Source organism: Burkholderia sp. BCC0397, from assembly GCF_902832865.1.
Classification (GTDB): Bacteria; Pseudomonadota; Gammaproteobacteria; order Burkholderiales; family Burkholderiaceae; genus Burkholderia.
Map to the genome: position 1 here is coordinate 488,967 of NZ_CADFDL010000003.1, position 25,027 is coordinate 513,993.

The 25,027-nt window shown below is 66.4% G+C and carries 26 protein-coding genes; 2 read left to right on the forward strand and 24 right to left on the reverse strand.

Features of this window, described 5'->3' with window-relative positions; translation table 11 throughout:
* Window positions 1-244: 244 nt before the first annotated feature.
* From HWX03_RS12395 to rfbB, 6 genes are all read right to left on the reverse strand, one after another.
* Entirely contained in the window at window positions 245-1,159 is a 915-nt protein-coding gene (locus HWX03_RS12395) for a glycosyltransferase family 2 protein (RefSeq protein WP_175871419.1), read from the reverse strand.
* A 153-nt stretch (window positions 1,160-1,312) separates the two neighbouring features.
* Window positions 1,313-2,731 carry a mannose-1-phosphate guanylyltransferase/mannose-6-phosphate isomerase gene (locus HWX03_RS12400; protein WP_175871619.1) on the reverse strand — a complete coding sequence of 473 codons (1,419 nt, stop codon included), beginning with the start codon at window positions 2,729-2,731 and terminating at the stop codon, window positions 1,313-1,315.
* A 131-nt stretch (window positions 2,732-2,862) separates the two neighbouring features.
* Window positions 2,863-3,777, reverse strand: coding sequence for a dTDP-4-dehydrorhamnose reductase (gene rfbD, locus HWX03_RS12405; RefSeq protein ID WP_175871420.1), 915 nt, complete (start codon window positions 3,775-3,777; stop codon window positions 2,863-2,865).
* On the reverse strand, window positions 3,770-4,321 hold the full coding sequence (gene rfbC, locus HWX03_RS12410) for a dTDP-4-dehydrorhamnose 3,5-epimerase (protein ID WP_175871421.1): 552 nt from the start codon (window positions 4,319-4,321) through the stop codon (window positions 3,770-3,772). The genes rfbD and rfbC overlap by 8 nt, the downstream gene beginning before the upstream one ends.
* A complete protein-coding gene (gene rfbA / locus HWX03_RS12415) occupies window positions 4,306-5,199 on the reverse strand; it encodes a glucose-1-phosphate thymidylyltransferase RfbA (protein ID WP_175871422.1) in 894 nt (297 codons plus the stop codon). Before rfbA ends, rfbC begins: the two co-directional genes overlap by 16 nt.
* 11 nt (window positions 5,200-5,210) lie before the next feature.
* Window positions 5,211-6,272 (reverse strand): dTDP-glucose 4,6-dehydratase, encoded by a 1,062-nt coding sequence (gene rfbB, locus HWX03_RS12420; protein WP_175871423.1) that lies wholly within the window; start codon window positions 6,270-6,272, stop codon window positions 5,211-5,213.
* Between the two features lie 342 nt (window positions 6,273-6,614).
* On the opposite strand from rfbB, the gene HWX03_RS12425 reads away from it, so the two are divergent.
* On the forward strand, window positions 6,615-7,454 hold the full coding sequence (locus HWX03_RS12425) for a symmetrical bis(5'-nucleosyl)-tetraphosphatase (RefSeq protein WP_175871424.1): 840 nt from the start codon (window positions 6,615-6,617) through the stop codon (window positions 7,452-7,454).
* A gap of 32 nt (window positions 7,455-7,486) precedes the next feature.
* Here the strand turns inward: HWX03_RS12425 and HWX03_RS12430 are convergent, their stop codons facing one another.
* From HWX03_RS12430 to HWX03_RS12465, 8 genes are all read right to left on the reverse strand, one after another.
* Complete coding sequence (locus HWX03_RS12430; protein ID WP_175871425.1) at window positions 7,487-8,344, reverse strand: lysophospholipid acyltransferase family protein; 858 nt, start codon at window positions 8,342-8,344, stop codon at window positions 7,487-7,489.
* A gap of 19 nt (window positions 8,345-8,363) precedes the next feature.
* The gene (locus tag HWX03_RS12435) at window positions 8,364-9,650 is read right to left on the reverse strand and encodes a dihydroorotase (protein WP_175871426.1); all 1,287 of its coding nucleotides are present in this window, start codon (window positions 9,648-9,650) and stop codon (window positions 8,364-8,366) included.
* 61 nt (window positions 9,651-9,711) lie between these two features.
* Window positions 9,712-10,743 (reverse strand): aspartate carbamoyltransferase catalytic subunit, encoded by a 1,032-nt coding sequence (locus tag HWX03_RS12440; RefSeq protein ID WP_027783704.1) that lies wholly within the window; start codon window positions 10,741-10,743, stop codon window positions 9,712-9,714.
* Window positions 10,744-10,816: 73 nt separating this feature from the next.
* Window positions 10,817-11,344 (reverse strand): bifunctional pyr operon transcriptional regulator/uracil phosphoribosyltransferase PyrR, encoded by a 528-nt coding sequence (pyrR, locus tag HWX03_RS12445; RefSeq protein ID WP_175871427.1) that lies wholly within the window; start codon window positions 11,342-11,344, stop codon window positions 10,817-10,819.
* On the reverse strand, window positions 11,331-11,780 hold the full coding sequence (ruvX, locus tag HWX03_RS12450) for a Holliday junction resolvase RuvX (protein WP_006476737.1): 450 nt from the start codon (window positions 11,778-11,780) through the stop codon (window positions 11,331-11,333). The genes pyrR and ruvX overlap by 14 nt, the downstream gene beginning before the upstream one ends.
* The gene (locus HWX03_RS12455) at window positions 11,777-12,355 is read right to left on the reverse strand and encodes a YqgE/AlgH family protein (RefSeq protein ID WP_006491354.1); all 579 of its coding nucleotides are present in this window, start codon (window positions 12,353-12,355) and stop codon (window positions 11,777-11,779) included. The genes ruvX and HWX03_RS12455 overlap by 4 nt, the downstream gene beginning before the upstream one ends.
* Window positions 12,356-12,537: 182 nt before the next feature.
* Window positions 12,538-13,839 (reverse strand): hypothetical protein, encoded by a 1,302-nt coding sequence (locus HWX03_RS12460; RefSeq protein ID WP_175871428.1) that lies wholly within the window; start codon window positions 13,837-13,839, stop codon window positions 12,538-12,540.
* A 105-nt stretch (window positions 13,840-13,944) separates the two neighbouring features.
* The gene (locus HWX03_RS12465) at window positions 13,945-14,115 is read right to left on the reverse strand and encodes a rubredoxin (protein ID WP_004186709.1); all 171 of its coding nucleotides are present in this window, start codon (window positions 14,113-14,115) and stop codon (window positions 13,945-13,947) included.
* Window positions 14,116-14,370: 255 nt separating this feature from the next.
* Between HWX03_RS12465 and HWX03_RS12470 the strand changes: the two genes are divergently transcribed.
* Window positions 14,371-15,237, forward strand: coding sequence for a hydroxymethylpyrimidine/phosphomethylpyrimidine kinase (locus HWX03_RS12470; RefSeq protein ID WP_027783700.1), 867 nt, complete (start codon window positions 14,371-14,373; stop codon window positions 15,235-15,237).
* A 146-nt stretch (window positions 15,238-15,383) separates the two neighbouring features.
* On the opposite strand, the gene groL is transcribed toward HWX03_RS12470, so the two are convergent.
* The 10 genes from groL to HWX03_RS12520 all read right to left on the reverse strand — a co-directional run bounded on the left by groL (window position 15,384) and on the right by HWX03_RS12520 (window position 24,995).
* Complete coding sequence (gene groL / locus HWX03_RS12475) at window positions 15,384-17,024, reverse strand: chaperonin GroEL (protein ID WP_175820420.1); 1,641 nt, start codon at window positions 17,022-17,024, stop codon at window positions 15,384-15,386.
* A 45-nt stretch (window positions 17,025-17,069) separates the two neighbouring features.
* A complete protein-coding gene (gene groES / locus HWX03_RS12480) occupies window positions 17,070-17,363 on the reverse strand; it encodes a co-chaperone GroES (RefSeq protein ID WP_069746035.1) in 294 nt (97 codons plus the stop codon).
* A 403-nt stretch (window positions 17,364-17,766) separates the two neighbouring features.
* Complete coding sequence (locus tag HWX03_RS12485; RefSeq protein WP_175871429.1) at window positions 17,767-18,279, reverse strand: SRPBCC family protein; 513 nt, start codon at window positions 18,277-18,279, stop codon at window positions 17,767-17,769.
* 44 nt (window positions 18,280-18,323) lie between these two features.
* Window positions 18,324-18,956 carry a DUF1571 domain-containing protein gene (locus tag HWX03_RS12490; RefSeq protein ID WP_175820422.1) on the reverse strand — a complete coding sequence of 211 codons (633 nt, stop codon included), beginning with the start codon at window positions 18,954-18,956 and terminating at the stop codon, window positions 18,324-18,326.
* Window positions 18,953-19,372 carry a quinol oxidase gene (locus HWX03_RS12495; RefSeq protein ID WP_175820423.1) on the reverse strand — a complete coding sequence of 140 codons (420 nt, stop codon included), beginning with the start codon at window positions 19,370-19,372 and terminating at the stop codon, window positions 18,953-18,955. Before HWX03_RS12495 ends, HWX03_RS12490 begins: the two co-directional genes overlap by 4 nt.
* Window positions 19,373-19,398: 26 nt before the next feature.
* Window positions 19,399-20,181 (reverse strand): anti-sigma factor, encoded by a 783-nt coding sequence (locus tag HWX03_RS12500; protein ID WP_175871430.1) that lies wholly within the window; start codon window positions 20,179-20,181, stop codon window positions 19,399-19,401.
* Entirely contained in the window at window positions 20,178-20,693 is a 516-nt protein-coding gene (locus tag HWX03_RS12505) for a sigma-70 family RNA polymerase sigma factor (RefSeq protein ID WP_175820425.1), read from the reverse strand. Before HWX03_RS12505 ends, HWX03_RS12500 begins: the two co-directional genes overlap by 4 nt.
* A 27-nt stretch (window positions 20,694-20,720) precedes the next feature.
* Complete coding sequence (locus HWX03_RS12510) at window positions 20,721-21,080, reverse strand: hypothetical protein (RefSeq protein ID WP_175871431.1); 360 nt, start codon at window positions 21,078-21,080, stop codon at window positions 20,721-20,723.
* A gap of 323 nt (window positions 21,081-21,403) precedes the next feature.
* Window positions 21,404-23,239 carry a hypothetical protein gene (locus HWX03_RS12515; RefSeq protein ID WP_175871432.1) on the reverse strand — a complete coding sequence of 612 codons (1,836 nt, stop codon included), beginning with the start codon at window positions 23,237-23,239 and terminating at the stop codon, window positions 21,404-21,406.
* 511 nt (window positions 23,240-23,750) lie between these two features.
* Window positions 23,751-24,995, reverse strand: a complete 1,245-nt coding sequence (locus HWX03_RS12520) for an FAD-binding oxidoreductase (protein WP_175871433.1) — start codon at window positions 24,993-24,995, stop codon at window positions 23,751-23,753.
* Window positions 24,996-25,027: the final 32 nt, after the last annotated feature.

Below are 25,027 nucleotides of genomic sequence, written 5' to 3' on the forward strand. Positions count from 1 at the left end.
TCTGATTTATGATGCATCGCAAAAAATCCACAACACCATTCAGTTGACACGCCCACGTCACGCGACCACTATCACCGCGGTCCGTACAGCCCTCAATAACGAACGTGAGTACTGGATAGATTTTACGAAAGCATCCAAATCCCGGGCGCCCCCAAGGATGTCAAAACTCTGTATAGCCGCAAGGCGGCCACACATCTAATCAAGCGAGTTTAACCGACCCGCCTAGCGACATCCTTCGAAATTTTCATCGAGCACTATCGGAATAAGGTCCGAGCCGCCCCCGAAAACCATCTCGGATTCCGCGCCATACCATCACAAGATGCTCGCCACGCCGATCCGGAAAAAAACAATAGATCAGGACCCGAAATGGCAACTTCACGAGTTCCGTCGATTTCCATTTCAACGGCATCGATGCACGCTTCATCAATGCGATTACATTTCGAAACTGATAATAGTGGCGGATCGGCCCGTGCATGGGATAACGACGCCCCAATACCTGAACAGGCTCGCCTCCCAACTCGTGACTCATCCGTAACCACGGAATCCCCCAGACCTGATAGCCGCGCTGCTTCGCGCGAATGCACCATTCGAGATCGACGAAATCGATGAATAGCGACTCGTCCATTGCGCCGACCTCTTTCCAGCATTCCAGGTTGATGCAGGACCCGGATGAAATGAGGAAATCGACGTCGATTGGCACGTCGCCCACCGGAGGTATCCGCTGGAGCCTGCCCCATCCAAACCGGACAAACGGTGCGACCCCACGCAGACGACGATCCTCATAAGCCGGACCGATCAGCGCAACACGGCTTCCCGACTCCCGGGCCTGGACGATCAGTTTCGGCAGATCCGTCAGCAAGGACTGGGGCGGCTCACTGTCCTGATCAAACAGCAACGCGACATCGCAATCCGCCTGAATCAGCGCGCCGACACCCTGATTGAACGCCATCGCGATTCCGGCATTCCACCCGTTGGGGATGTATTCAATCGAATCGGTCAACCCGAGAGCGCGGCGATCAAGCACTTTCGGTGTATTGTCGACCACCACGCAATGCATCGACTCGGCCAGCCGATTCGCGCGAGCAACACACGCCGCGTCAGGATGAAAGAAAACGACAACCGCTCCGGTGTTCGGCGATCGATTTTGTGTATTGCTCATAAGATTGCTACGCCTACGGTATCAGCATCGTGCGAAATGGCCATGTTCGCTATCCTGCAATTTCAATGCGCTTTGACACGATCATTCCGCAATCGGTGATAGCAGACCGCTTCGGCAACGCGAAAATCCGCCACGCCCCTGCCGGCCATCGCGTCATGTTCGCCCGTAGTTGTCCTCGAAGCGGACGATATCGTCTTCGCCCAAATACTCGCCACTCTGAACTTCGATCATGACCAGGTCGACTACCCCGGGATTCTCCAGCCGGTGCTTGTGGCCAGCCGGGATGTAAGTGGACTCGTTGGTCGACACGAAAAACGCTTCATCACCATTGACGACTTTCGCCATCCCGGACACGACGATCCAATGCTCGCTGCGATGATGATGCATTTGAAGGCTGAGGCTTGCGCCAGACTTCACGACAATGCGCTTGATCTTGAATCGCGGTCCCTCTTCAAGCACCGTGTACGTTCCCCACGGGCGATGCACCGTTCGATGTACCTTGTACGCCTCGTGACCAGTCGCCTTGAGTTCCGCATAGATCTGCTTCACGTCCTGTGCGCGACTGCGCGCAGCAATCAGCAACGCGTCGGGTGTGTCGATCACGATCAGGTTCTCGACACCGACTGCGCCAATCAAACGCTCGGAACTCTGCAGATAACTGTTCCTGACATCGACGAGCAGGGCTTCGCCTTCCACGCGATTGCCGTATTCGTCCGGAGTCGCAAGATCACCCAGCGCCGTCCACGATCCCACGTCACTCCAGCCAATCGAGCACGGTATCACAGCCCCCTGCCGGCACTTCTCCATCACCGCATAATCCACGGAAACATCGGGAACCGCGCCGAAACTGTTCGGATCGAGACGAATCTGCGCCCCACCGCGTGCACTCGTCGACGACGGTGACACACCGATACAGGCTTTCACGGAATCGAGGATGTCGGGGCAATGCTCGGCAAGCTCTCGCAGCATCGTTCCGGCCGTAAAACAAAACATCCCGGAATTCCACAGAAACCGCCCGGACTCAAGATACTGCTGCGCATGAGCGAGATCGGGCTTCTCGACGAATCGCACGATGTCGGTTCCGTCCGCCTCGATATAACCATATGCGGTTTCCGGGCTGTCGGGCTGTATGCCGAACGTCACGACCCGCCCGCCCGTGGCCAGCACCGACGCCTTCTCCACTGCGTCGGCAAACGCGGATGTGTCGTTGATCAGATGATCCGCCGCGAGCACGAGCATCACGACCTGTTCACCCTGAGCCGCGGCAGCATACAAGGTCGCTGCGGCGATCGCGGCAGCCGTGTTTCTGCCAAAAGGCTCGAGAATGAACGAGGTCGCCAATCCGGTCGCATTGACTTCCCGATACTCGTCCTCGGTCTTGAAGAAAAGGTCGCGATTGGTGACCGTGAGCACTTCATCGACGCCCGCCAGACCGGCCGCCCGCAGGAAGGCCTTTTGCAACAGGCTTTCGCCGTCGGCAAGCCGAATGAACGGTTTGGGATGCGATTCACGAGACACGGGCCAAAGTCTTGACCCGGCACCACCGCAAAGAATAATCGGCAACAAGCTCACATGTTCCTCGTATTGCATTGACGATCAACGCGCTTAGGTCGACGTATGACGCCGCGGATATCAGCCGCATCCGCCCGCTTCGGTACGAAACGCACTACACGCGCATGCGACCACTCACACTACAGAAACGATCACGTCTTCTGCATACCAGCCAGGCAAAACCCGAGAGATTCGCGCCAGTGCGGCAGGGCCACACCAAAAATCTGCGCCAGCTTAGCGTTGGACAACCTCGAATTCGACGGCCGCTTCGCCGGCGTCGGATATTCGGCAGCGGGAATCGGCAATATGACCGGCCGCTTCGGAAGATTCGCCAGCTCGAAAATCGCCGACGCGAATCCGTGCCACGACGTGTCCCCGCCAGCTGTCAAATGATACGTTCCGGAACGTGCGTCCCACCATTCCGCCGCATCCGCGGCACCGCGCGCCTGGGCAATCACGTGCGACGTCGCCGTTGCGATGGCGCGACTCCAGGTCGGTGCGCCCATTTGATCAGCAACGACTTTCAATTCGGGGCGCTCGGCACCCAAACGAAGCATCGTCAGCAGAAAATTATGTCCACGCGCACCATATACCCAACTGGTGCGCAAAATGAGATGCCGGCATCCGGACGAGGCGATCGCCGCTTCGCCTTCAAGCTTGGTCAGGCCGTAGACATTTTGCGGATCCGGGAGATCGGTCTCGCAATACTCACCCGGCTTTACGCCGTCGAACACATAATCGGTCGAGTAGTGAACCAGTGCCGCGCCGCTACGCGCCGCCTCTTCGGCCAGCACACCTGGGACTTCGGCATTCAGCCGGCGCGCGGCGTCGACGTCCGTCTCCGCCTTGTCGACGGCCGTATACGCGGCCGGATTCACGATGATCGACGGCTTCAGCTCGCGTACGACGCTGCGGACCCGATCGAGATCGGACAGGTCGAGCATCGAGCGGTCGCATGCCACCACGCGGCCGAGTCCTTGCAGCGAGCGCAGCAGTTCGAACCCGACCTGGCCATTCACACCCGTCACGAGGATCGTCGGCTCAGGAGTCACACTCACCTCACGCATAAACTTCGGCTTCGCTCAAACGCTTGCCGGCCGCATCCTTCGCCGCCAGCAGCGGCTCGAAATCGATCGGCCACTCGATCCCGATCTCCGGGTCGTTCCACACGATGCTGCGCTCGTGTTCGGGGAACCAGTAGTCGGTCGTCTTGTAGAGGAACTGCGCGGCCTCCGACAGCACGACGAAACCGTGCGCGAAGCCGGGCGGCACCCACAGCTGCCGATGGTTGTCGTTCGACAGCACCACACCCACCCACTTGCCGAAGTTCGGCGAGCGCTTGCGAATATCGACTGCAACGTCGAATACTTCGCCCTCGACGACGCGAACGAGCTTGCCCTGCGCATGCTGGACCTGATAGTGCAGCCCGCGCAACACGCCCTTCGACGACCGCGAATGATTGTCCTGCACGAATTCGATGCCGGGTTCGACCTGCTCTGCAAACTCCTTCCCGTTGAAACTCTCGTAGAAGAATCCGCGCGCGTCGCCGAACACCTTCGGCTCGATGATCTTGACTTCGGGCAGCGCCGTCGCCGTTACTTGGATGGCCATGCGACTTGATCCGTGAGAATGTTCTTGAGGTACTGCCCGTATGCGTTCTTCGCGAGCGGCTGTGCCAGTTTCAGCACTTGCTCCGCGTCGATCCAGTTGCGGCGATACGCGATTTCTTCCGGACATGCGACCACGAGACCCTGCCGCTTCTGCAGCGTCGCGATGAAACTGGCCGCCTCGATCAGCGAATCGTGCGTGCCGGTATCGAGCCACGCATAGCCGCGCCCCATGATCTCGACGTTCAGCGCGCCGCTGTCGAGATAGCGCGAGTTGACATCGGTGATTTCCAGCTCGCCGCGCGGCGACGGCTTGATGTCGGCCGCGATGTCGCACACGCGGTTGTCGTAGAAGTACAGGCCGGTCACCGCGTAGTTCGAACGAGGCTTGGCTGGCTTCTCCTCGATCGACACCGCACGAAACGACTTGTCGAACTCGACGACGCCATAACGCTCCGGGTCATGCACGTGATACGCGAACACGGTCGCGCCCGTTTCCTGCACATGCGCACGCTCGAGTTGCTTCGCGAGATCGTGCCCGTAGAAAATGTTGTCGCCGAGAATCAGCGCCGACGGATCGTTGCCGACGAATTCCTTGCCGATGATGAACGCCTGCGCGAGCCCGTCGGGCGACGGCTGCACCGCATATTGGATGTTCATCCCCCACTGGCTGCCGTCGCCGAGCATCGATTCGAAGCGCGGCGTGTCCTGCGGCGTCGAAATGATCAGGACATCGCGAATGCCGGCGACCATCAGCGTCGACAGCGGGTAGTAGATCATCGGCTTGTCGTACACCGGCAGGAGCTGCTTCGATACGACGTGCGTGATCGGATACAGCCGGGTGCCGGAACCGCCGGCGAGAATGATGCCTTTACGTGCCATCGCTTCTCTCCTCAAGTGCGTTTCGCGTAATTCGTTTCGACCCACTTGCGATACTCGCCCGATGCGACTTCATCGGCCCAGACCTGGTTGTCGAGATACCAGTCGACCGTCTTTGCCAGACCGGTCTCGAACGTTTCCGCAGGCTTCCAGCCGAGCTCGCGTTCGAGCTTGCGCGCATCGATCGCGTAGCGGCGATCATGGCCCGGGCGATCCGTCACATAGGTGATCTGGTCACGGTACGAACCGGCTGCCTTCGGGCGCGCCTTGTCGAGCAGATCGCACAGCGTGTGCACGACCTCGAGGTTCTTCTTCTCGTTCCAGCCGCCGACGTTGTACGTCTCGCCGGGCACCCCGCGCGCGAGCACTTCACGAATCGCGCTGCAGTGGTCGCCGACATACAGCCAGTCGCGCACGTTCTGGCCGTCGCCGTACACCGGCAGCGGCTTGCCCGCGAGCGCGTTCGCGATCATCAGCGGGATCAGCTTTTCCGGGAACTGGTACGGGCCGTAGTTGTTCGAACAGTTCGTCGTCAGTACCGGCAGGCCGTACGTGTGGTGATACGCGCGCACCAGGTGGTCGGAGCCCGCCTTCGTCGCGGAATACGGGCTGTTCGGCGCGTACGGCGTCGTCTCGGAGAATTGCGGGTCGGTTGCGGACAGCGAACCAAACACTTCGTCGGTCGACACGTGCAGGAAGCGGAACGCGGCCTTGTCGGCATCGTTCAGGCCGTTCCAGTATTGGCGGGCGGCCTCAAGTAGCGTGAACGTGCCGACGACGTTGGTCTGGACGAAATCGGCCGGGCCGTGGATCGAGCGGTCGACGTGGCTTTCGGCGGCAAAATGCAGCACCGCGCGCGGCTTGTGCTCGACGAACAACGCGTCGAGCGCGGTACGATCGCAGATGTCGACGCGTGCGAACACGTGCTTCGGGTTGCCGTCCAGTGATTGCAGTGTACGGAGGTTACCCGCGTAGGTCAGCTTGTCGACATTGAGCACCGCTTCGTCGGAATCGCGCAGCCAATCGAGTACAAAGTTGGCACCGATAAACCCTGCGCCGCCCGTAACCAGAATCATGAGACTCCCTCTGTAGTAATGCGCGGCGAGCGCCTTCTGGCGACCGCCGCGTCAAAATTCGAAGCACTCGGCGATGATCGCCACGTCAGACCGGGAATTTTAACCGGTCGACATGGCCTCCAAAGTCATGAAATGCTAATTTTGTTGGGGAAAGCGACAATTATAGGGAGCCGCCCCCTGCAAAAGCCATGCCGCTAACAACTTGATACAGCGCTTCGAACCCTTTCCGGGCATGAAATTTCTTGCCAAATCAACCCGCTGTCGCGGAACAGAAATTGCGAAACGCTGCATTGACTGGATAATTTTTCCCGACTTATCGATACTCGCAAAATCCGCCTCCCCATGACCCTCCCCCCCATCGCCATCGGTGACATCCAGGGCTGCTATTCCGCTTTCCAGTCGCTGCTCGACAAGCTTTCAGCCCCCGCCGACACGCCCCTCTGGATCGCCGGCGATGTCGTCAACCGCGGCCCGGGCTCGCTTGCCGCGCTGCGCGCGGTCGTCGACCTCGGCCCGCGCGCGACCGTCGTGCTCGGCAATCACGACCTCCACCTGCTCGCGGTCTCCGCCGGGCTGCGCACCGAGCGCCCGGGCGACACCATCGGCGAGATCCTCGACGCGCCCGACGCCGACGCGCTGCTCGACTGGGTCCGCCACCGCCCGTTCGTGCACGTCGAAGACGGAAAGCTGCTCGTGCACGCCGGCGTGTTGCCGCAATGGGACGCCACGCTCGCGCTCGAACTCGCGGACGAACTGCAGCGCGCGCTGCGCGCCCCCGACTGGCGCGACACGCTGCAAGGCCTGTACGGCAACGAGCCGAATCAATGGAGTCCGAACCTAAAAAAACGCGACCGGATGCGCGTCGCATTCAATGCGTTCACGCGCCTGCGCTTCTGCACGCCCGACGGCGCGATGGAGTTCAAGGCGAACGGCGGCCCCGACAGCGCACCGTCCGGCTACCTGCCGTGGTTCGACGTGCCAGGACGCCGCACCGAGGCCGTGACGGTCGTGTTCGGGCACTGGGCCGCGCTCGGCCTGATGCTGCGCGACAACGTCGTCGCGCTCGATTCGGGATGCGTCTGGGGGAATCAGTTGTCGGCCGTGCGGCTGACGGCCGATCCGGCGCAGCGCACGGTCACGCAGGTGCAGTGCGAAGCGTGCCGCTCGCCGGGCGGCGAGTGACAGCTCGCTGATTCGCCCGGCCGGGCGGCACGTCAGCCCTCGCGCCCCGGCACGGGCGCGTCGGCCGTCGCGTCGCCGGCCGCGTCGGCACCGAGTTCGATCGCCGGAAACGCATGCTTCTGCAGCTCCGCGAGCGATTCGGCCGTCGGCTTTCCGACCTTCTCCTGCAGCGTCGCCAGTGCGGCGGCGATCGCATCGCGTGCCGCTGCGGACGTCGCCCGGCGGTCGCCGCCCGGCGCGATCGGTTCGCACACGTACAGATGCGCGACGAGCGGGCCGCCGCGCAGCACCATGTCGAGCGACTTGCCGAGCGACAGGTCGCCCGTGTAGGCCGGCGCGACCGACTGCCGCCCGTGCGCGTCCTCGTACATCAGGCAGATCGGCTGCACCGCGCAGCCGGCCGATACCGCGGCCTGGAACAGGTTCGCATGGAACGGCAGCAGCTCCTGGCCGTCGGACGTCGTCCCTTCCGGAAACACGCACATCAGCCCGCCGGTGCGCAGGCGCTCGGCCATCTCGTGCATGATCCGCATCGCCTCGGTACGCTTCTCGCGCTGCAGGAACACGGTGTCGAGCTTCTCGGCAAGCCAGCCAACGACCGGCCACTGCCGCACCTCGGCCTTCGACACGAACGGCGTCGGCCGCCACGCGTTGACCGCATAGATGTCGAGCCACGACACGTGGTTGCCCACGACGAGCGCACTCGCGTCGAGCCGCGCGCCGTCGTTGTGGACGACGAGGCGCATCCCGCAGATTCGCAGCATCTTGAGCGACCAGCGGCGTATCAGCTTGGCGCGGCGCGCGGGCGTGACGTGCGAAAAGCACAGCGCGACGATCACCATGCCGCGCAACAGGTGAAAGACGAGACGCAGCTTGCGAAGAGCGGTCATGAAGAAGATCCGGCGTGGTTCAGTGGCGCTCGAACGCGACCTGCCCGCCCACGAGCGTCGCGCGCACGGTGGCCGGCAGTTCGTAGCCGAGGAACGGCGAGTTGTGGCCCTGGCTCTTCAGCGCACGCGGCTCGACGCGCCAGTGCGCGCGCGGATCGAACACGCACAGGTCGGCCGCGCCGCCTTCGGCGAGGCGACCCGCCGGCAGCTGCAGCACATCGGCCGGCGCGGACGTGATGCGGCGCAGCGCCTGCGCGAGCGGCGTGCGCGTCTCGTCCGCCCACTTCAGCGTCAGCGACAGCAGCAGCTCGAGCCCCGTCGCGCCCGGCGTCGCTTCACCGAACGGCAGCAGCTTCTCGTCGTCGTCGACCGGCGTGTGATCCGAGCAGATCGCGTCGATCGTGCCGTCGGCGAGCGCCACGCGGATCGCTTCGCGGTCGCGCTCGCTGCGCAGCGGCGGGTCGAGCCGGAACTGCGAATCGAAGTAGCCGATGTCGACGTCGATCAGGTGGACGTGATTCACGCCGACGTCGCAGGTCACGGGCAGCCCCTCGGCCTTCGCTTCACGCACGAGCGCGAGGCCGGCCGCCGACGACAGCCGCGCGAGGTGCACGCGCGCGCCCGTCACGCGCATCAGTTCGAAAATGGTGTGCAGTGCGATCGTCTCGGCCGCGACCGGCACGCCGGACAGCCCGAGCCGCGACGCGAGCGGGCCGCTCGCGGCCACGCCGCCGCGGCCGATGAACGCGTCGAGCGGACGCAGCCACGTCGTGTAGCCATAGGTGCTCGCGTATTGCAGCGCGCGCAGCAGCACCTGCGTGTCGCGCACCGGCACGTTGGCGTGCGTGAAGCCGACGCAGCCGGATTCGGTCAGCGCGACCATCTCGGTGATCACCTCGCCCTTGAGGCCGACCGTCAGCGCGCCGAGCGGATGCACGTTCGCCTGCCGCAGGTTGCGCGCGCGGAACTTGAGCATTTCGACGAGGCCCGGCTCGTCGAGCACGGGGTCGGTGTCCGGCGGGCACACGAGCGTCGTGACGCCGCCCGCGACGGCCGCGGCCATCTCGGACGCGAGCGTCGCCTTGTGTTCGTAGCCGGGCTCGCGCAGCCGCGCGCACAGGTCGACGAGGCCGGGCGCCACGATCAGGCCCGATGCGTCGATCGTCTTGTCCGCGTTGAAACCGGCCGGCGCTGAACCGGCCGCCGCGAGCGCGGCGATCTTGCCGTCCGCGACGAATACGTCGGCCTGCCGTTCGGTGCCGGCGACCGGGTCGATCAGCGTGCCGCCTTGGATATGAATCTTCATGCGCTGTCTGTGAATGCGTTGATTGCGTTGAATGCCTGAACGAGGATGCGCGAAAGCGGGCTCAGTCGCTGTTGCCGGCGACGATGCCCATCACCGCCATCCGCACGGCGATGCCGAACGTGACCTGGTTGAGGATCACCGACTGCGGGCCGTCGGCGACCTGCGAATCGATTTCGACGCCGCGGTTCATCGGGCCCGGGTGCATCACGATCGCGTCGGGCGCGGCGAGCGCGAGGCGCTCGGGCGTCAGGCCCCACGTCTTGAAATACTCCTGCGCGGACGGCAGCAGTGCGCCGCTCATCCGTTCGTTCTGCAGGCGCAGCATGATGATCACGTCGACGCCCTTCAGCCCCTCGTCGAGGTTGTTGAACACCTTCACGCCCATCTGCTCGAGCCCGCCCGGCAGCAGCGTGCGCGGGCCGATCGCGCGCACTTCGGGCACGCCGAGCGTGGTGAGCGCGTGGATGTCGGAGCGCGCGACGCGCGAATGCAGGATGTCGCCGACGATCGCCACGCGCAGCTTCGTGAAGTCGCGCTTGTAGTGACGGATCGTGTACATGTCGAGCAAGCCCTGCGTCGGGTGCGCGTGGCGGCCGTCGCCGGCGTTGATCACGTGCACGTGCGGCGCGCAGTGCTCGGCGATCAGGTACGGCGCGCCGCTCGACGCGTGGCGCACGACGAACAGGTCGGCATGCATCGCCGACAGGTTGTTGATCGTGTCGAGCAAGGATTCGCCCTTGCTCGTCGACGATGCATTGATGTTCAGGTTCAGCACGTCGGCCGACAGGCGCGTCGCGGCGATCTCGAAGGTCGTGCGCGTGCGCGTCGAGTTCTCGAAGAACAGGTTGAACACGGACTTGCCGCGCAGCAGCGGCACCTTCTTCACTTCACGGTCCGTCACGCTGACGAACTGCTCGGCCGTATCGAGGATGTGATTGACGATCGAGCGCGGCAGGCCCTCGATCGACAGCAGGTGCTTCAGCTCACCGTTTTTCGTGAGCTGCGGGTTGCCCTTCAGGAAACCGTAGCGAAACCGGTCGGGGCTCGCGGCCGCCGCGGGATTGCCGGTGCGGCCAGTGGTGTCGGTGGTCATGGTGTGCGTGATTCCAACTATGCAAACGGGCCGCGGTGCAAACCAGCGGCCCGGGATACGGTTCGCGTGCCGTTCAGGCGCCGTGCGACTCGCTGTGCGCCTCGATACGCAGCGTGAACTGCGCGGCATCGTCGCGCGCGAGCACGAGCGTCGCGTCGGCCGGCACGTCGAGCGTGCCGCCCGCGAAGCGTGCGGCAACCGGCAGCTCGCGGCCGCCGCGATCGGCGAGCACGGCGAGCTCGACCGCGGCCGGACGGCCGTAGTCGAACAGCTCGTTGAGCGCCGCGCGCACAGTGCGCCCGGTGTACAGCACGTCGTCGACGAGCACGATGCGCGCGCCGTCGACGTCGAACGGCAGCGACGTCGGGCTGGCCTGGCTGTGCAGCCCCTTCTTCGCGTAATCGTCGCGGTGCAGCGCGACGTTGACGACGCCGAACGCCGATGCGCCGAGATCGCGCGCGAGGCGCTCGGCGAGCCATGCGCCGCCGCTGTAAATGCCGGCGAGCCGCGGGCCGCCCGGTTCGGCGAACGCCGTACCGTACGCGGCGCGGATCTGGTCGAGCAGGACGCGGTAAAGCGCCTCGGCGTCAATGGTGCTCATGGTCGGACAATTGATCGAGATACTGTTGAAGGATGACGCGCGCGGCTTCGGCATCGAGCATGTCGGTGCGTGCGCGGCCGCGCACGTTGCGCTCGCGCAGCCCGGCTTCCGCCTCGACCGACGAATAGCGCTCGTCGACCCATGTGACGGGCAGCCCGAAGCGGCCATTCAACTGGTTACCGAAACGCTTCGCCTGCTGCGTCATGTCGTGCGGCGTGCCGTCCGGATGCATCGGCAGGCCCACGACGAGCGCGTCCGGCCGCCATTCGGCCAGCAGGTCGCCGACCGCCTTGAAGCGGTGTTCGCGGTTCAGGTTCTGGATCACGACGAGCGCACGCGCCGAGCGCGTCAGCGCGTTGCCGATCGCGACGCCGATCCGTTTTTCGCCGTAGTCGAACGCCAGGAGCGTCGCATCGCGCGCGCTCGCGCCACTCATGCGTGCCCTGCTTCGCCGGACAGCATCGACGAGCTGACGCCGAGCAGGCCGAGCGCCGCTTCGAAGCGCTCTTCGGCCGGCGTGTCGAACACGATGCGCGGATCGGCGGCGACCGTCAGCCAGCCATTGCGGGAAATTTCTTCCTCGAGCTGCCCGGCACCCCAGCCCGCATGGCCGAGCGTCAGCAGGAAGCGTTTCGGGCCGGTGCCCGTCGCGACCGCCTCGAGCACGTCCTTCGACGTCGTCATCTCGAGCCCGCCGTCGACGGACATCGACGAGTTGTAGCTCGCGCCCTCGACCGGCTCGTGCAGCACGAAGCCGCGCTCGGTCTGGACCGGGCCGCCGAAGTACACGGGAATGTGCAGCAGCGGCTCGATGTCGAGCTTCAGGTCGATGCGGTTGAACAGCGATTCGAGGTCGATGTCGGTAGGACGATTGATGACGAGGCCGAGCGCACCGCGCTCGCTGTGATCGCAAAGATAGACCACCGTTCCCGAGAACGTCGGATCGGCCATGTTGGGCATGGCGATCAGGAACTGGTTGGTGAGATTGATGCGATCGGAAGGCTTTGACATGGTTTGAATTTTAGCAAAGACGCCGCGACCTGACCGGGCCGCGATCAACAAGCAACGCCGCGCCGCGCTGGCAACGGCGCGCGCGGATCACACGGCACTCTAACACGCGCGCGGGCGCTGTCGGCAGCGTGTTGCAGGCCCGCGCGACAAGGGCCGCCGCCGAGTGTCCGTCCCCTTGTTCGTCAGGTCCGGCCAAGCGCCGTGCCAAGCGCTTCGGACGCCGCCGTGAGATCCGGCGGCGCGACGCCGGCCGCGATCTTCAGGAGCGCCGCGCGCAGCATGTCGGACGCGTGGCGGTGCGCATCAAGCCCGCCGTCGGCGAGCGGCACGCCGTGCGCCGCACGGCGCCACGCCAGGCCGAGCGTGTCGGCCAGCAGCGCCGCGTGGCCGAGCCCGAGCGCGCAGGCGGCCGTGCCGACCCGATAGGCCGCGCCGGACGCGTGCCACGCGGCGCCGGCGTCGGCCGCGGCCGGATTGGCCGCAAGATCGGCCATCGACGCATCGGCGGTCTGCAGGAAATCCTCATAGGCATGCGCGTTGACGGTCACGACGCCGAGCGCGCGGGTCGGCGCGGCCGTGACCGCATCGTGCTCGGCCCGCGCGGCATCGGCCTCCCACAGCGCTTCGGACGCGGGCGTGCCGGCGACGTGCCAGTCGACCGTCAGCCCGTAGTCGTGCAGCACGTCGACGAGGGCGACATCCTCGGCCGCGGCGCCGAACAGCGCGAAATCGCGCCATAGCAGCGCCACCGTCTCGCGCACCAGCTCGGGCGGCGCGACCGGCCGGCCCTGCGCGTGCTCACCGAGCAGCAGGTTGGTTCGCGCGAGAAAGCGCTTCAGCTCGGGCGCGCCGCTTGCGCGCAGCGCGCGCACGCATGCGGCCGCGAGCCGCCAGAAATCGTACGGCCCGTCGTCGGTGAGCGCGGCCAGCATCGCGTCGAGTTCGTCGAGCGCCGCGCCCGGCGCGCCGTGTTCGGCACGCAGCACGCCCAGCAGCGCCTGCTCGTAGCGGGCGCGAATCCGGGTCGCGAATGCATCGGGCAGCGCGCGCAGCGTGGCAGGCGGCACCGCGCGGCCGACCAGCGCGAGCGCATCGAGCGGCGTGCTCGCGCGCAGGTCGGCGGCGCTTTGCGCGCGCAACGTACGGAAATGCTCGAAGAGAACGGGCGAGCACGCGAGCTCGCGCAGGTTGTGGCGCCCGACGGCCGCACGAAAATCGTGCAGCGCAGCCCGCCAGCCGGCCGAAGTCGGCTCGGTGGCGACGAGCGGCACGGCGGCCGACAGTTGCCCGGCGAAACGCGCGGCCGGCAGCCAGCCGGCTTCCGCGAGCACGGCCGCGGCCGCGGCAAGCGGCGCCGCCGCGTCGTCGCGCCGCCCGAATGCGTCGGCAGCCGCCGCCAGCCACGCGTCGGCGGCGCGTACGGCGCCGCCACGCGGGTTGGGCAATGCGTCAGGGAGGGGAACGTTCGCCGGATCGGACGTCATGGACACGCGCGCCTGTCATCGTCGAGTCGCTCGCGCGAGCCGCGGCGCGCGAGCGCCGGGGCCGGTGCGAGGCCTGAGCGGAGTGTCCGTGGGCCAGCGGTCCGATCAGATCTGGACCATCTCGAAGTCTTCCTTGCGGGCGCCGCATTCGGGACACGTCCAGTTGATCGGGACGTCTTCCCAGCGCGTGCCCGGGGCAATGCCCTCTTCCGGCAGCCCGGCTTCTTCGTCGTAAATCCAGCCACAAATCAGGCACATCCAGCTCTTGTATTCCATCTTAAGCCGCGTCGGGGAAAAGTCGGTAAATTCGGGAGCCATGATGGTACCGTGTCGGGGCCGGACTGCCTAGCAATCGCGCTGGAGGACGGCAACTACGTTGCGCTGCGCTAAAAAATCCGTCGTACCGGCCGGATTCCACCGCATAATGGTTGAAAAGTGCGGCCTGCCGGGCAACACAGGGCCGAACCAGCCCATTCGCCTCGCCGTCCGCATCTCCGTCGCTTGTCCGTTTTTCTCTTGCCCCATTTTTACATGTCCAGCAACGCCCCTCCGATCGTCCTCACCTTCGGCCTGTCCGATCCCACCGGCGGCTCCGGCCTCCAAGCCGATCTGATGACCCTGGCGAGCATGGGCTGTCACGGCGTGTCCGTCCTGACCGGCTATACCGTGCGCGACTCGGCCGCCTGCGAAGAAGTGACCGGCCTCGACCCCGACGTCGTCGCCGCGCAGGCGCGCATGCTGCTCGAGGACATGCCGGTTGCCGCGTTCAAGATCGGCGCGGCAACGCGCGCGGAAGTCGTGAGCGCGATCGCCGAAGTGGTCGCCGACTACGACGGCGTGCCGCTCGTGCTCGCACCGGACTTCACGCTCGACGACGAGCACGTGCTCGCCGCCGACGACCTGCGCGAATCGATCGCCGACCTGCTGGCGCCGCAAACCACGTTGCTGGTCGCCGACCACGCCACGTTGATCGCGCTCGCCCAGCCGGACGGCGATGCCGAGGCGCCGAATCTCGACGCGGCCGTGTCGCACCTGCTGTCGCAGGGCTGCGAATACATCCTGTCGTCGGAAACGGGGTCGCACCGGCTCGTCAATACGCTGTACGGCGAAGAAGGCCAGCTGCGCGAAGACATGTGGGATCGCTCGCCGCACCGGCTGATGGGCATCACCGATACGCTCGGCGCGGCCATCGCGGCGCTGCTCGCGAACGGCCAGGAACCGCCGGAGGCCGTGCGCGAGGCGCAGGAATACCTGTACCAGGCCGTGCGCGACGCGTTCCGGCCCGGCATGGGCGCGTACCTGCCCGACCGGTTCTTCTGGGCGCGCAGCAACGACGATTCGGACACGCCGCCGGCCGTGAAGGCCGACCCGGTGCCGAGGACGTCGCACCGGCATTGAGTCGCGACGCGGCGGGCCGCCCCGCCGCGAAGCCCGAGCGCATCGCATTCCACGCGCCCATAAAAAAAGACCCGCATCGCTGCGGGTCTTTTCTTTGGCTGGAACGCGCATCGCTGCGCGCTCCGGACACCATCGACCGAAGTCGATTACATGTCCATGCCCATGCCGCCCATGCCACCCGGCATGCCGCCCGGCATCGGTGCATCTTCCTTCGGCAGTTCTGCGACAGCTGCGTCCGTCGTCAGCAGCAGGCCTGCAACCGAAGCTGCGTTCTGCAGTGCGGTGCGCGTAACCTTGGTCGGGTCGACGACGCCGGCTTCAACCATGTCGACGTACTCGCCCGTTGCTGCGTTGTAGCCGTAGTTGCCCTTGCCTGCAGCAACCGCCGCCACCACGACGCTGGCTTCTTCGCCGCCGTTCGTGACGATCTGGCGCAGCGGCTCTTCCATTGCGCGCAGCACGATCTTGATGCCGGCGTTCTGGTCGGCGTTGATGCCGGTCAGGCCTGCGATCGCGGTGCGAGCGCGGATCAGCGCAACGCCGCCGCCTGCCACGATGCCTTCTTCCACAGCTGCGCGCGTGGCGTGCAGTGCGTCTTCGACACGTGCCTTCTTTTCCTTCATTTCGACTTCGGTCGCAGCACCGACCTTGATCACTGCCACGCCGCCGGCCAGCTTGGCCACGCGCTCTTGCAGCTTTTCACGGTCGTAGTCCGACGTCGCTTCTTCGATTTGCGCGCGCACTTGCTTCACGCGTGCTTCGATGTTCACGGCTTCGCCTGCGCCGTCGATGATCGTCGTGTTTTCCTTGCCCACTTCGATGCGCTTCGCCTGGCCCAGTTCTGCCAGCGTTGCCTTCTCGAGCGTCAGGCCGGTTTCTTCCGCGACGACTTGACCGCCGGTCAGGATCGCGATGTCTTCCAGCATCGCCTTGCGGCGATCGCCGAAGCCCGGTGCCTTGACCGCAACGGTCTTCAGGATGCCGCGGATGTTGTTGACGACCAGCGTCGCGAGCGCTTCGCCTTCGACGTCTTCAGCGATGATCAGCAGCGGACGGCCAGCCTTCGCGACTTGCTCGAGCACCGGCAGCAGATCACGGATGTTCGACACCTTCTTGTCGTGCAGCAGCACGAACGGGTTGTCGAGGACGGCGACTTGCTTGTCCGGGTTGTTGATGAAGTACGGCGACAGGTAGCCGCGGTCGAACTGCATGCCTTCGACGACGTCGAGTTCGTCGGCCAGCGACTTGCCGTCTTCGACGGTGATGACGCCTTCCTTGCCGACCTTGTCCATCGCTTCAGCGATGCGATCGCCGATCGACGAATCGCTGTTCGCCGAGATCGAGCCGACCTGTGCGATTTCCTTGTTGGTCGTGCACGGCTTGCTGATCTTCTTCAGCTCTTCGACAGCCGCTGCGACTGCCTTGTCGATGCCGCGCTTCAGGTCCATCGGGTTCATGCCCGATGCGACGTACTTCATGCCTTCGCGAACGATCGATTGCGCGAGGACGGTTGCCGTCGTCGTGCCGTCGCCTGCGTTGTCGCTGGTCTTGGAAGCGACTTCCTTGACCATTTGCGCGCCCATGTTCTGGAGCTTGTCCTTCAGCTCGATTTCCTTCGCGACCGACACACCGTCCTTGGTGACCGTCGGGCCGCCGAAGCTGCGCTCGAGCACGACGTTGCGGCCCTTCGGACCCAGCGTGACCTTGACTGCGTTGGCGAGAATGTTCACGCCTTCGACCATCTTCGAACGGGCGGAATCGCCGAATACGACGTCTTTAGCTGCCATCTTTAACTCCTTGAATTCTTGGGAATATGTACCGTCGGAGGACGCTTACTTGGCGTTGACCACGGCCATGATGTCTTCTTCGCGCATGACCAGCAGTTCCTGGCCGTCGACCTTCACGGTCTGGCCTGCGTACTTGCCGAACAGGACGCGATCGCCGACCTTCACGTCGAGTGCGATCAGTGCGCCCTTGTCGTCGCGCTTGCCCGGGCCGACCGCGAGGATCTCGCCTTGATCCGGCTTTTCAGCAGCAGCTTCGGGGATCACGATGCCCGAGGCGGTCTTGGTTTCCTGATCCAGGCGCTTGACGATCACGCGATCGTGCAAAGGACGAAGGTTCATATTCACTCCTCTCTTGACTGAGATTGAAGAACGCTTAGGGAATCTGCCCGGCGGATCGCCCGGCAGAGAATTGTTAGCACTCTCGTGCAGCGAGTGCTAATTATATGGACGGGTTTTGACAAATTCAAGAAGGGAAAGCGGAGGAATTTTCGGGGCGGCGATGCGGCGGGAAAAACACATGAAAACAACAAAAACCCTTTTAAAACAATACACTGAAGCCAAAAACCGTCCCGACGGGCGGCCCCGTGCGGCCCGCCAATCCTATCCAGCCCCGTTTGGACACCGGGTAAGCCCGGAGTTCCTGAGACCGGCGACATCACATCGAAAAAACCGTGCGGGCGCCGATTTCATCCGCCGCGACGCGTTCGTTCGCCGGCGTTGCCGGGCCCGATCCGCACGCTCCTCACGCATCGGCGCAGTCCGCGCCCGACAACGGCCGGAAGGTCCGGCCGTCCGTCTCGACGGCCGCGCCCAGCCGCCGCGCGAGGCCCTTCGCGCCTTCGCGCATCACGACGTCGTGATTCCATCGGAACAGCGGCCGCGCGAGCGGCTCCAGCCAGTTCATCCAGCCGTGCGTGCGGATGTGCCAGTCGTAACGCACGACGGTGCGCGCGCCGTCGGCGGCGAACGACCAGCATCCGTCGCCTTCGATCGCGCCACTCGCGCGGCCTTCGAGCGCATGCGGCCGCTCGACGCGCCGCACACGCATGTCGAAGGTCAGCCGGTACGGCAGCGCGCCCTTCCAGGTATATCGGTGCAGCGCGCCGACGCCGCGCGCGTCGCCATGCTCGAGCTCGACGGTGCGCACGGCGCCCTTCCACCAGTCGGGCCAGCGGTCGACCTGGTAGATCGCATCCCACACCGCCGCGAGCGGCGCATCCACCCGCCAGGTCGTCGAAAACCGGTACTCCGCCATGCAGCCTCCGGCATGCGCGTTCAGGAACGCGGGTCGGCGCGCCGTCAGGGCGCGAAGAAGCGCTCGGGAAACGCGACGTCGATCTCCACGTCGTCGAGCGTCACGGTTTCGAGCGGCACGTCGTCGTCGCCGGCGTAGCTGACGACCTTCAGCGGAAAACCGTCCGCGGCGTCGAGCCACAGCCGGTAGCGATGCACGCCGTCGACCGCGTGCGCGGGCGCGCCCGTGACCAGCACGCGCAGCGTGGTCCGGCCGCCGACGGCCTCCTCGCCTTCGGTCACCGTCGCGCCGCCCTGCTGCAGCGCATGAACGTTGCGCAGCAGTTCGCCGACGTCCGAGCGGTCGACCCGGTGGCCGGCGCGGTCGCGCACGAGCGGATTGGACGGCGACAGCGTCAGCGCGGGCGGCGCATGCGTGCCGAACGGGCGCAGCCGCACCTTGCCGTCGCCGGGATCGTACGCGAGCACCGCGCCGCGATGCGGCGACACGAAATCCATCCGGACGAAGCCGGGTTTCAGGTATGCGTAGCGGATTTCGGTGTGCTCGCCGTCGCGCGCCGACGACCGGATCGTCGCGCGGTACGAGCGGACGTGGTCGAAATGCGCCTGCGCGACGGTCACGGGATCGGCTGTCATGCTCGCTCCTATCAGGCTCGCGGCCAGCAACGCGGCGATCACGGCGCCGCCTCGACATCGAGCACGCCTTCCATCCCGCGCTCGCGATGGCTCCTGAAAAACAGCAGCCGGTGCGTGCAATAGTAGGCGAATCGCCCCGGCTGCATCGGCGTGAAACGAAACGTCCTCGGCGTCGTGGCGAGCTCGGTGCGTACCGTGATGCCGGCCTGCGGCGCGTCGATTTCGAAACTGTGCGGCACCACGCCGGCCTCGGCCGACACGGTCAGCTCGACCGGCGCGTGCGCGCGGACGATCACGTGGTTCGGCCGGAAGAAATAGCTGCCGCCGACGATCGCCACGCGCTGCACACCGTCCGCGTCGACCGGCACGCGCACGGGCGGGTCGCCGTCCGCTCGCGCAAGCATCGTGCCCGTGAGGAACGCCGCCAGTACGAGCCCCTTCATCATCGCCGTCTTCATCGCCTGCTCCTTGCGAGCGCCGCGCGTCATCCCTTCCACGCGTCGGTCGGGCCGCCCAGCGCACCGCATGCGTCGATCGCGAGCTCGCGCAGACGCCGTTCGTCGCCACGGCCGGACAACGCATAACCCATGCCGCGATCCGACCAGAAATACGTGTAGCGGCCATCGGCCGACATCGCCTGCGGCGCGAGGCGCCGCGTATCGTATGCGGTCATGTAAAGCGTCACGCGCGCGCCGTCCGCGCGCTGGTACATGAGCTGCGCGGCCGGCCCCGCGTCGCCGGGCAGCAACCGGCCGCCCAGCAGCGCGTAACCGTATTCGTCGAGCGACGGTGCGCGCACCGGCCGGCCGACGCGCGCCGACAGCCACGCGGCGAGATGCGCGGGATCGTTCGCACCGACTTCCACCGGATGCTCGCGGTCGGCGGCGTACACCGCGTATGCGACATCGGCGCGCGCGGCGAACGCCGGTTCGCGGCCGAACGCCGCCCACCCCGCATGCAGCGCGACACCGATCAGCAGCCCGGCCGCGAGCCCCGCGAACGCATGCGCAACGGCGCGCCAGCGCGGCGCGCGGCGCTGCACGAACAACGCGGGCGCGGCCCCCGGCAACGGAAACAGCGCCTTCAGCGCATCGCGCTGCGCGCGGTAATGCGCGAATCGTTCGGCTTCCTGCGGATCGGACTGCAGGCGCTCGAGCATCTCGCGGCGCTCGCGCCCGGACAGTTCGCCATCCAGCAACGCGGACAGCAGCTGCGCCGACGCATCGTCGTCCTGCTGGTTCGAAGGCTTGCGCGGATCGTCCATCATGGCTTCCCGATCACCCGTAACGTGGCCGTGCCGTGCGCCGACGGCGCGTCCGACAGCAAGGCGCGCATCTGCGCGCGCGCCCGCGCGAGTCGCGACATCACCGTGCCCACCGGCACGCCGAGCACCTGCGCGGCATCGCGATAGCTCAACTCCTCGAGCGCGACCAGCAGCAGCACCTCGCGCTGTTCGACCGGCAGCCGGTACAGCGCGCGCTGCACGTCCCGCAACTCCAGCCCGCCGACCTCGCCTGCCGGCGCGGCCATCGTCTGCCACGGCGCCGTCGCGTCGTCGACCGCGATCTCGTGCCGTGCGCGCAACTGGTCGATGAAGCGGTGCCGCAACAGCGTCAGCAGCCACGCGCGCAGGTTGCCGCCGTCGCGCGGCGGCCGGTTCAGCGCACGCTCGAGCGTGTCCTGCACGAGATCGTCGGCCCACGCGCGCTCGCCCGTCAGCGCACGCGCATAGCGCGTGAGATGCGGAAGCCACACCAGCAGGTCCGATTCATAGCTCATCGGGGTGCCTCGCGCGTCGCCGCGCGATCACGGCCGCGCGACGTGCCACATGCCGCCGATCCCGTCGCCGCCCGCGTCACCGGCCTTGTGGTCCATCTTCCAGCGATACAGCGGGCGGCCGCGGTACGCCCATTGCTTTTTGCCGTCGTCGCGGGCGACGAGGCTCAGCGCGCCCGACGCCTTGTCGTACGCGTCGGCGAGCGCGGGCGGCCAGTTGGCTGCGCACGCGCTGTCGCACATGCTCTTGCCCGGCGCATCGCGATCGAACACGTACAGCGTCATGTGCGCTTCGTCGACCAGTTTCCCGTCGCCCACCTGCGGCGGTTCCGCGGCCGCCGGCCGCACGATCGCCGCCGTCAGCGCGGCGGCGAACAGCATCCGTTTCATTCCCGTTCTCCTTGGCGTCGTGTCGCGACACGGTGCCGCCGGACGGGACGATCGGCTGCGTCGCGATCATTATCCCGCCGGCCGGCTGTGCCGGAACTCGGTATGTAAACGGACGGCGACGGCCGGTTATTCCATGCAGCGCCATGCCATGCCGCGACGAGCGGCCGCGATCATTCCTGCGACGAAGGAAAACGGGAAGCCCGCAATGACAACGCGGCATGACATCGCTGTCATGCTGCGTTGCGCGACCCGGGTTACACGATCCGTATTGCGCGACCGTCCGCACGACGGCCGATGCGGCGCCGTCGTGCGGTTTCGGCCGGTTACCTCGGCAGGGCGCCGGTCAGCGACTGGAGCAGCGTCGTCACCGGTGCGAGCGGGTTGTTCGGCGAACTGCTGCCCGAATGCGGCGTCACCGACAGGCTCGGCGCGGAACCGAGCGACGTGCCCACCGACGTGCCCACCGCATTGACGACCGTCGCCGTCGAGTTGGCACCCGTCGTCAGCAGCGAACCGACCGCGCCGGCCGTGCCGCCGGCCGCGTTCGCGCCCGAGCCGAGCAGGCTGCCGCCTGCCGCTGCCGTCGAACCGGCCGCACCCGACAGCGCGCCGGCCGCCTGGCCGAGCGCCGCCGGACCGGACGCGAGGGCGCCCGTCACCGAACCGAGCGCACCGGTCAGTGCGCCGGCCGGGTTGCCGCCGCCCGTCAGGCCGTTCACGAGGTTCGTGATCGGCGCGATCGGGTTGTTGCCGGCGGCGCCGGACAGCGTGCCGATCACCTGGTTCACGACGCCTTGCACCGGCGCCAGCGGGTTGGAGCCGCCGAGATTGCCGAGGGCACCCGTCACCGAGTTCAGCGCGCCCGTCAGTGCCCCGGCCGGATTGCCGCTGCCGAGCGTACCGACGACCTGGTTCACGACGCCCTGCACCGGCGCCAACGGATTCGTGCCGCCCAGTGCGCCGAGCGCGCCCGCCACCGAGCCGACCGCGTTGCCGAGGGCGCCCGTGGCCGTCCCGACCGCGTTGCTCAGCGTGCCGGCCGGGTTGCTGCCGCCGAGCGTGCCGACGACCTGGTTCACGACGCCTTGCACCGGCCCCAGCGGGGTCGTCCCGCCGAGGTTGCCGAGCGCGCCCGTCACCGAGCCGAGTGCGCCGGTCAGCGCGCCGGCCGGATTGCCGCCCGGCAGCGCGTTCTGCAGACCGTTGACGAGGTTCGTGATCGGCGTGATCGGGCTGCCGCCGCCGGCACCCGACAGCGTGCCGACGACCTGGTTCACGACGCCCTGCACCGGCGCCAGCGGGTTCGCGCCGCTGAGCGTGCCCGTCACCGAGTTCAGCGCGTTCGTCAGCGCACCGGCGGGATCGCCGTTGCCGAGCGTGCCGGCGAGCTGCGTGACGGCGCCTTGCACCGGCGCGAGCGGGCTCCCTGCACCGCCGACGTTGCCGAGCATGCCGGTGATCGTGTTGACCGCGTTGCTCAGTGCGCCGGCCGGGTTGCCGCTGCCGAGCGTGCCCGTGACCTGGTTCACGACGTTCTGGATCGGGGTGATCGGGTTCGCGCCGCCGCCGAGGTTGCCCAGGGCGCCGGTTACCGTGCCCACTGCGCCAGTCAGCGCACCCGCCGGGTTACCGCCACCGAGCGCGCCCGTTACTTGGTTCACCACACCCTGCACCGGCGCCAGCGGATTCGCGCCGCCGCCGATACCACCCAGTGCCCCCGTTGCCGTGCCAACCGCATGACTCAGCGTCCCCGTCGCCGTATTCAACGCACCGGTCAGCGCGCCTGCGGGGTTGCCGCCACCGAGCGCCCCCGTCACCTGATTCACCACGCCCTGCAACGGCGCGAGCGGCTGCACGGTGCCGCCGCCACCGCCGAGTGTGCCCGTCACCGCCCCCACGGCGCCCGACAGCACTTGCCCCGGCTCGCCGAGCGACGTCTGGATCGCCCCCGACCCGCCTGCCGTCACGGTGACCGAGCCCAGCGGCGACGTGCCCGTCGCGACCAGCCCGACCGACACGCTGTTCGTCGGCGGATTGACGATCACTTGCGGGATCGGCAGCGAATCGAGGGCCGCCGCCATCGCGGAACCCGAAGCCAGCACCCCGAACACCGTCGCGACCGACAGCGCCACACCCGTCAATTTAAAATTCTGTCCCATCGTTATTTTCCCCATCTCGGTTGGCACAACGTTGACAAAGCATGGGGACGGATTGCACGAAGCGTGCCAATTCCAGAGACCGGATTGATTCGTCCGTCCATTGACGGGCAATAACGCTTTTTTAATCGATTTCAGGCGAAATTCGCGGATTAGGGAGCTCGAATCGTCTGACGAAAAAGGTGATCGAAACGCGGATGTAACGTAACGTTTGCGAGCCCCGCGGTGACGTGTTCCGGTACATTCCGCGTAACGCCGGAACACATGGCCGGCGATGAGGCCTATGCCGTCAAAACCGCTGCCCATTACGCATTTCAGCAATATGAAAATGCATTGATAAATCGCGACTTTTCTGATTTTCTTTTATCGCGCAATTTTCTTTCTTATCGATTACGCAGATCATTTCCGATTGCATGGATTTCGATAATCCGGACAGCGGAATGAAAAACTGTGAAGAACACGCATGGCCACCGGCGCGTGCCGGTGGCCGAAACCGCATCTGCGCGCCGCAGGTTCAACCGAAGCGTGCGGGCCGGTACGGATGGGGATCGATATAGGTCGGCGCGCCCGTCATCATTTCGGCGAGCAGGCGGCCGGTCGCGGGCCCAAGCGTGAGCCCGTGATGGCAGTGGCCGAATGCGAACCACAAATGACGGTGGCGCGGCGCGGGCCCGATCACCGGACGCATGTCGGGCGTGCACGGCCGCATCCCGAGCCAGGGCTCCGGATCGAGCCGCTCGCCGAGGCCGAACGCGTCGCGCGCCAGCGGTTCGGCGCGCTCGAGTTGCACGCCGGTCGGCGGCGCGTCGCGCGGCGCGATCTCGACACCGGTCGTGAGCCGCAGGCGCCCGCCCTCCATCGGCGCGACGACGAAGCCTGCCTCGGTATCGCACACGGGCACGTTCAGCGGCGTGCGCGTCGGCCGGTAATGCATGTGATAGCCGCGCTTTGCGCGCAGCGGAATCCGGTAGCCGAGCGGCGCGAACACATGATCGGACCACGGCCCGAGCGCGACCACGGCCGAGCGCGCCGAGATCGGCCCGTGCTCGGACCCGACCTGCCAGCCGTCATCCACCTGCACGAGCGTCGTCGCGTCGCCGCGCACGAACGTGCCGCCGTCGCGCTCGAACAGCCGCGCATAGGCCTTGGTCAGCCCGCCCGGGCTCGACACGGTCTTCGGGTCCTGCCAGTGGAAGGCGCCGCAGAATGCGTCGCCGATACCGGGCTCGCGCGCGCGCAGCGCAGGCGCGTCGAGCACGGTCATCCGCAGCCCGTGCGCGTCGGCCACGCGCTGCTGCGCGCGCGCTTCCGCGTCGAACAGCGCAGGCGAACGAAACGCCTCGATCCATCCGCCGTCGTGCACGAGCGGCTGCGCGTCGGTGCGCGCGAGCAGCGCATCGTGCTCGACGACGCTCGCCGCGACGAGCGGCAGCAGGTCGCGCGCGGCGGCGGCGAGCCGCTGCGGCGACGATTCGCGCCAGAAGCGCGCGAGCCAGCCCGCATACTCGGGCAGCGCGCGGTAGTCCCAATAGAGATCGACCGAACGGTTGCACGCGTAGCGCAGCAGCGTGCCGAGCCGGCGCGGAAACGCATACGGCACGACCGACGAGCGCTCGATCAGCCCCGCATTGCCGTGGCTGGTTTCCTCGCCGGGCGCGCGCCGGTCGACGAGCGCGACGCGCAGCCCGCGATCCTGCAGATGCAGCGCCGACGACACGCCGACGATGCCGGCCCCCAGAACGATGACGTCGAAATCCATGGCTCCCCGCACTGTGTCGAGATGGGATACGC

Bases quoted from the DNA above. Each gene is read 5' to 3' on its own strand.
- HWX03_RS12395 (WP_175871419.1), bottom strand. From the start codon at position 1,159: ATGAGCAATACACAAAATCGATCGCCGAACACCGGAGCGGTTGTCGTT.
- rfbD (WP_175871420.1), bottom strand. From the start codon at position 3,777: ATGCGTGAGGTGAGTGTGACTCCTGAGCCGACGATCCTCGTGACGGGT.
- rfbC (WP_175871421.1), bottom strand. From the start codon at position 4,321: ATGGCCATCCAAGTAACGGCGACGGCGCTGCCCGAAGTCAAGATCATC.
- rfbA (WP_175871422.1), bottom strand. From the start codon at position 5,199: ATGGCACGTAAAGGCATCATTCTCGCCGGCGGTTCCGGCACCCGGCTG.
- rfbB (WP_175871423.1), bottom strand. From the start codon at position 6,272: ATGATTCTGGTTACGGGCGGCGCAGGGTTTATCGGTGCCAACTTTGTA.
- HWX03_RS12425 (WP_175871424.1), top strand. From the start codon at position 6,615: ATGACCCTCCCCCCCATCGCCATCGGTGACATCCAGGGCTGCTATTCC.
- HWX03_RS12430 (WP_175871425.1), bottom strand. From the start codon at position 8,344: ATGACCGCTCTTCGCAAGCTGCGTCTCGTCTTTCACCTGTTGCGCGGC.
- HWX03_RS12435 (WP_175871426.1), bottom strand. From the start codon at position 9,650: ATGAAGATTCATATCCAAGGCGGCACGCTGATCGACCCGGTCGCCGGC.
- HWX03_RS12440 (WP_027783704.1), bottom strand. From the start codon at position 10,743: ATGACCACCGACACCACTGGCCGCACCGGCAATCCCGCGGCGGCCGCG.
- pyrR (WP_175871427.1), bottom strand. From the start codon at position 11,344: ATGAGCACCATTGACGCCGAGGCGCTTTACCGCGTCCTGCTCGACCAG.
- ruvX (WP_006476737.1), bottom strand. From the start codon at position 11,780: ATGAGTGGCGCGAGCGCGCGCGATGCGACGCTCCTGGCGTTCGACTAC.
- HWX03_RS12455 (WP_006491354.1), bottom strand. From the start codon at position 12,355: ATGTCAAAGCCTTCCGATCGCATCAATCTCACCAACCAGTTCCTGATC.
- HWX03_RS12460 (WP_175871428.1), bottom strand. From the start codon at position 13,839: ATGACGTCCGATCCGGCGAACGTTCCCCTCCCTGACGCATTGCCCAAC.
- HWX03_RS12465 (WP_004186709.1), bottom strand. From the start codon at position 14,115: ATGGAATACAAGAGCTGGATGTGCCTGATTTGTGGCTGGATTTACGAC.
- HWX03_RS12470 (WP_027783700.1), top strand. From the start codon at position 14,371: ATGTCCAGCAACGCCCCTCCGATCGTCCTCACCTTCGGCCTGTCCGAT.
- groL (WP_175820420.1), bottom strand. From the start codon at position 17,024: ATGGCAGCTAAAGACGTCGTATTCGGCGATTCCGCCCGTTCGAAGATG.
- groES (WP_069746035.1), bottom strand. From the start codon at position 17,363: ATGAACCTTCGTCCTTTGCACGATCGCGTGATCGTCAAGCGCCTGGAT.
- HWX03_RS12485 (WP_175871429.1), bottom strand. From the start codon at position 18,279: ATGGCGGAGTACCGGTTTTCGACGACCTGGCGGGTGGATGCGCCGCTC.
- HWX03_RS12495 (WP_175820423.1), bottom strand. From the start codon at position 19,372: ATGAAGACGGCGATGATGAAGGGGCTCGTACTGGCGGCGTTCCTCACG.
- HWX03_RS12500 (WP_175871430.1), bottom strand. From the start codon at position 20,181: ATGATGGACGATCCGCGCAAGCCTTCGAACCAGCAGGACGACGATGCG.
- HWX03_RS12505 (WP_175820425.1), bottom strand. From the start codon at position 20,693: ATGAGCTATGAATCGGACCTGCTGGTGTGGCTTCCGCATCTCACGCGC.
- HWX03_RS12510 (WP_175871431.1), bottom strand. From the start codon at position 21,080: ATGAAACGGATGCTGTTCGCCGCCGCGCTGACGGCGGCGATCGTGCGG.
- HWX03_RS12515 (WP_175871432.1), bottom strand. From the start codon at position 23,239: ATGGGACAGAATTTTAAATTGACGGGTGTGGCGCTGTCGGTCGCGACG.
- HWX03_RS12520 (WP_175871433.1), bottom strand. From the start codon at position 24,995: ATGGATTTCGACGTCATCGTTCTGGGGGCCGGCATCGTCGGCGTGTCG.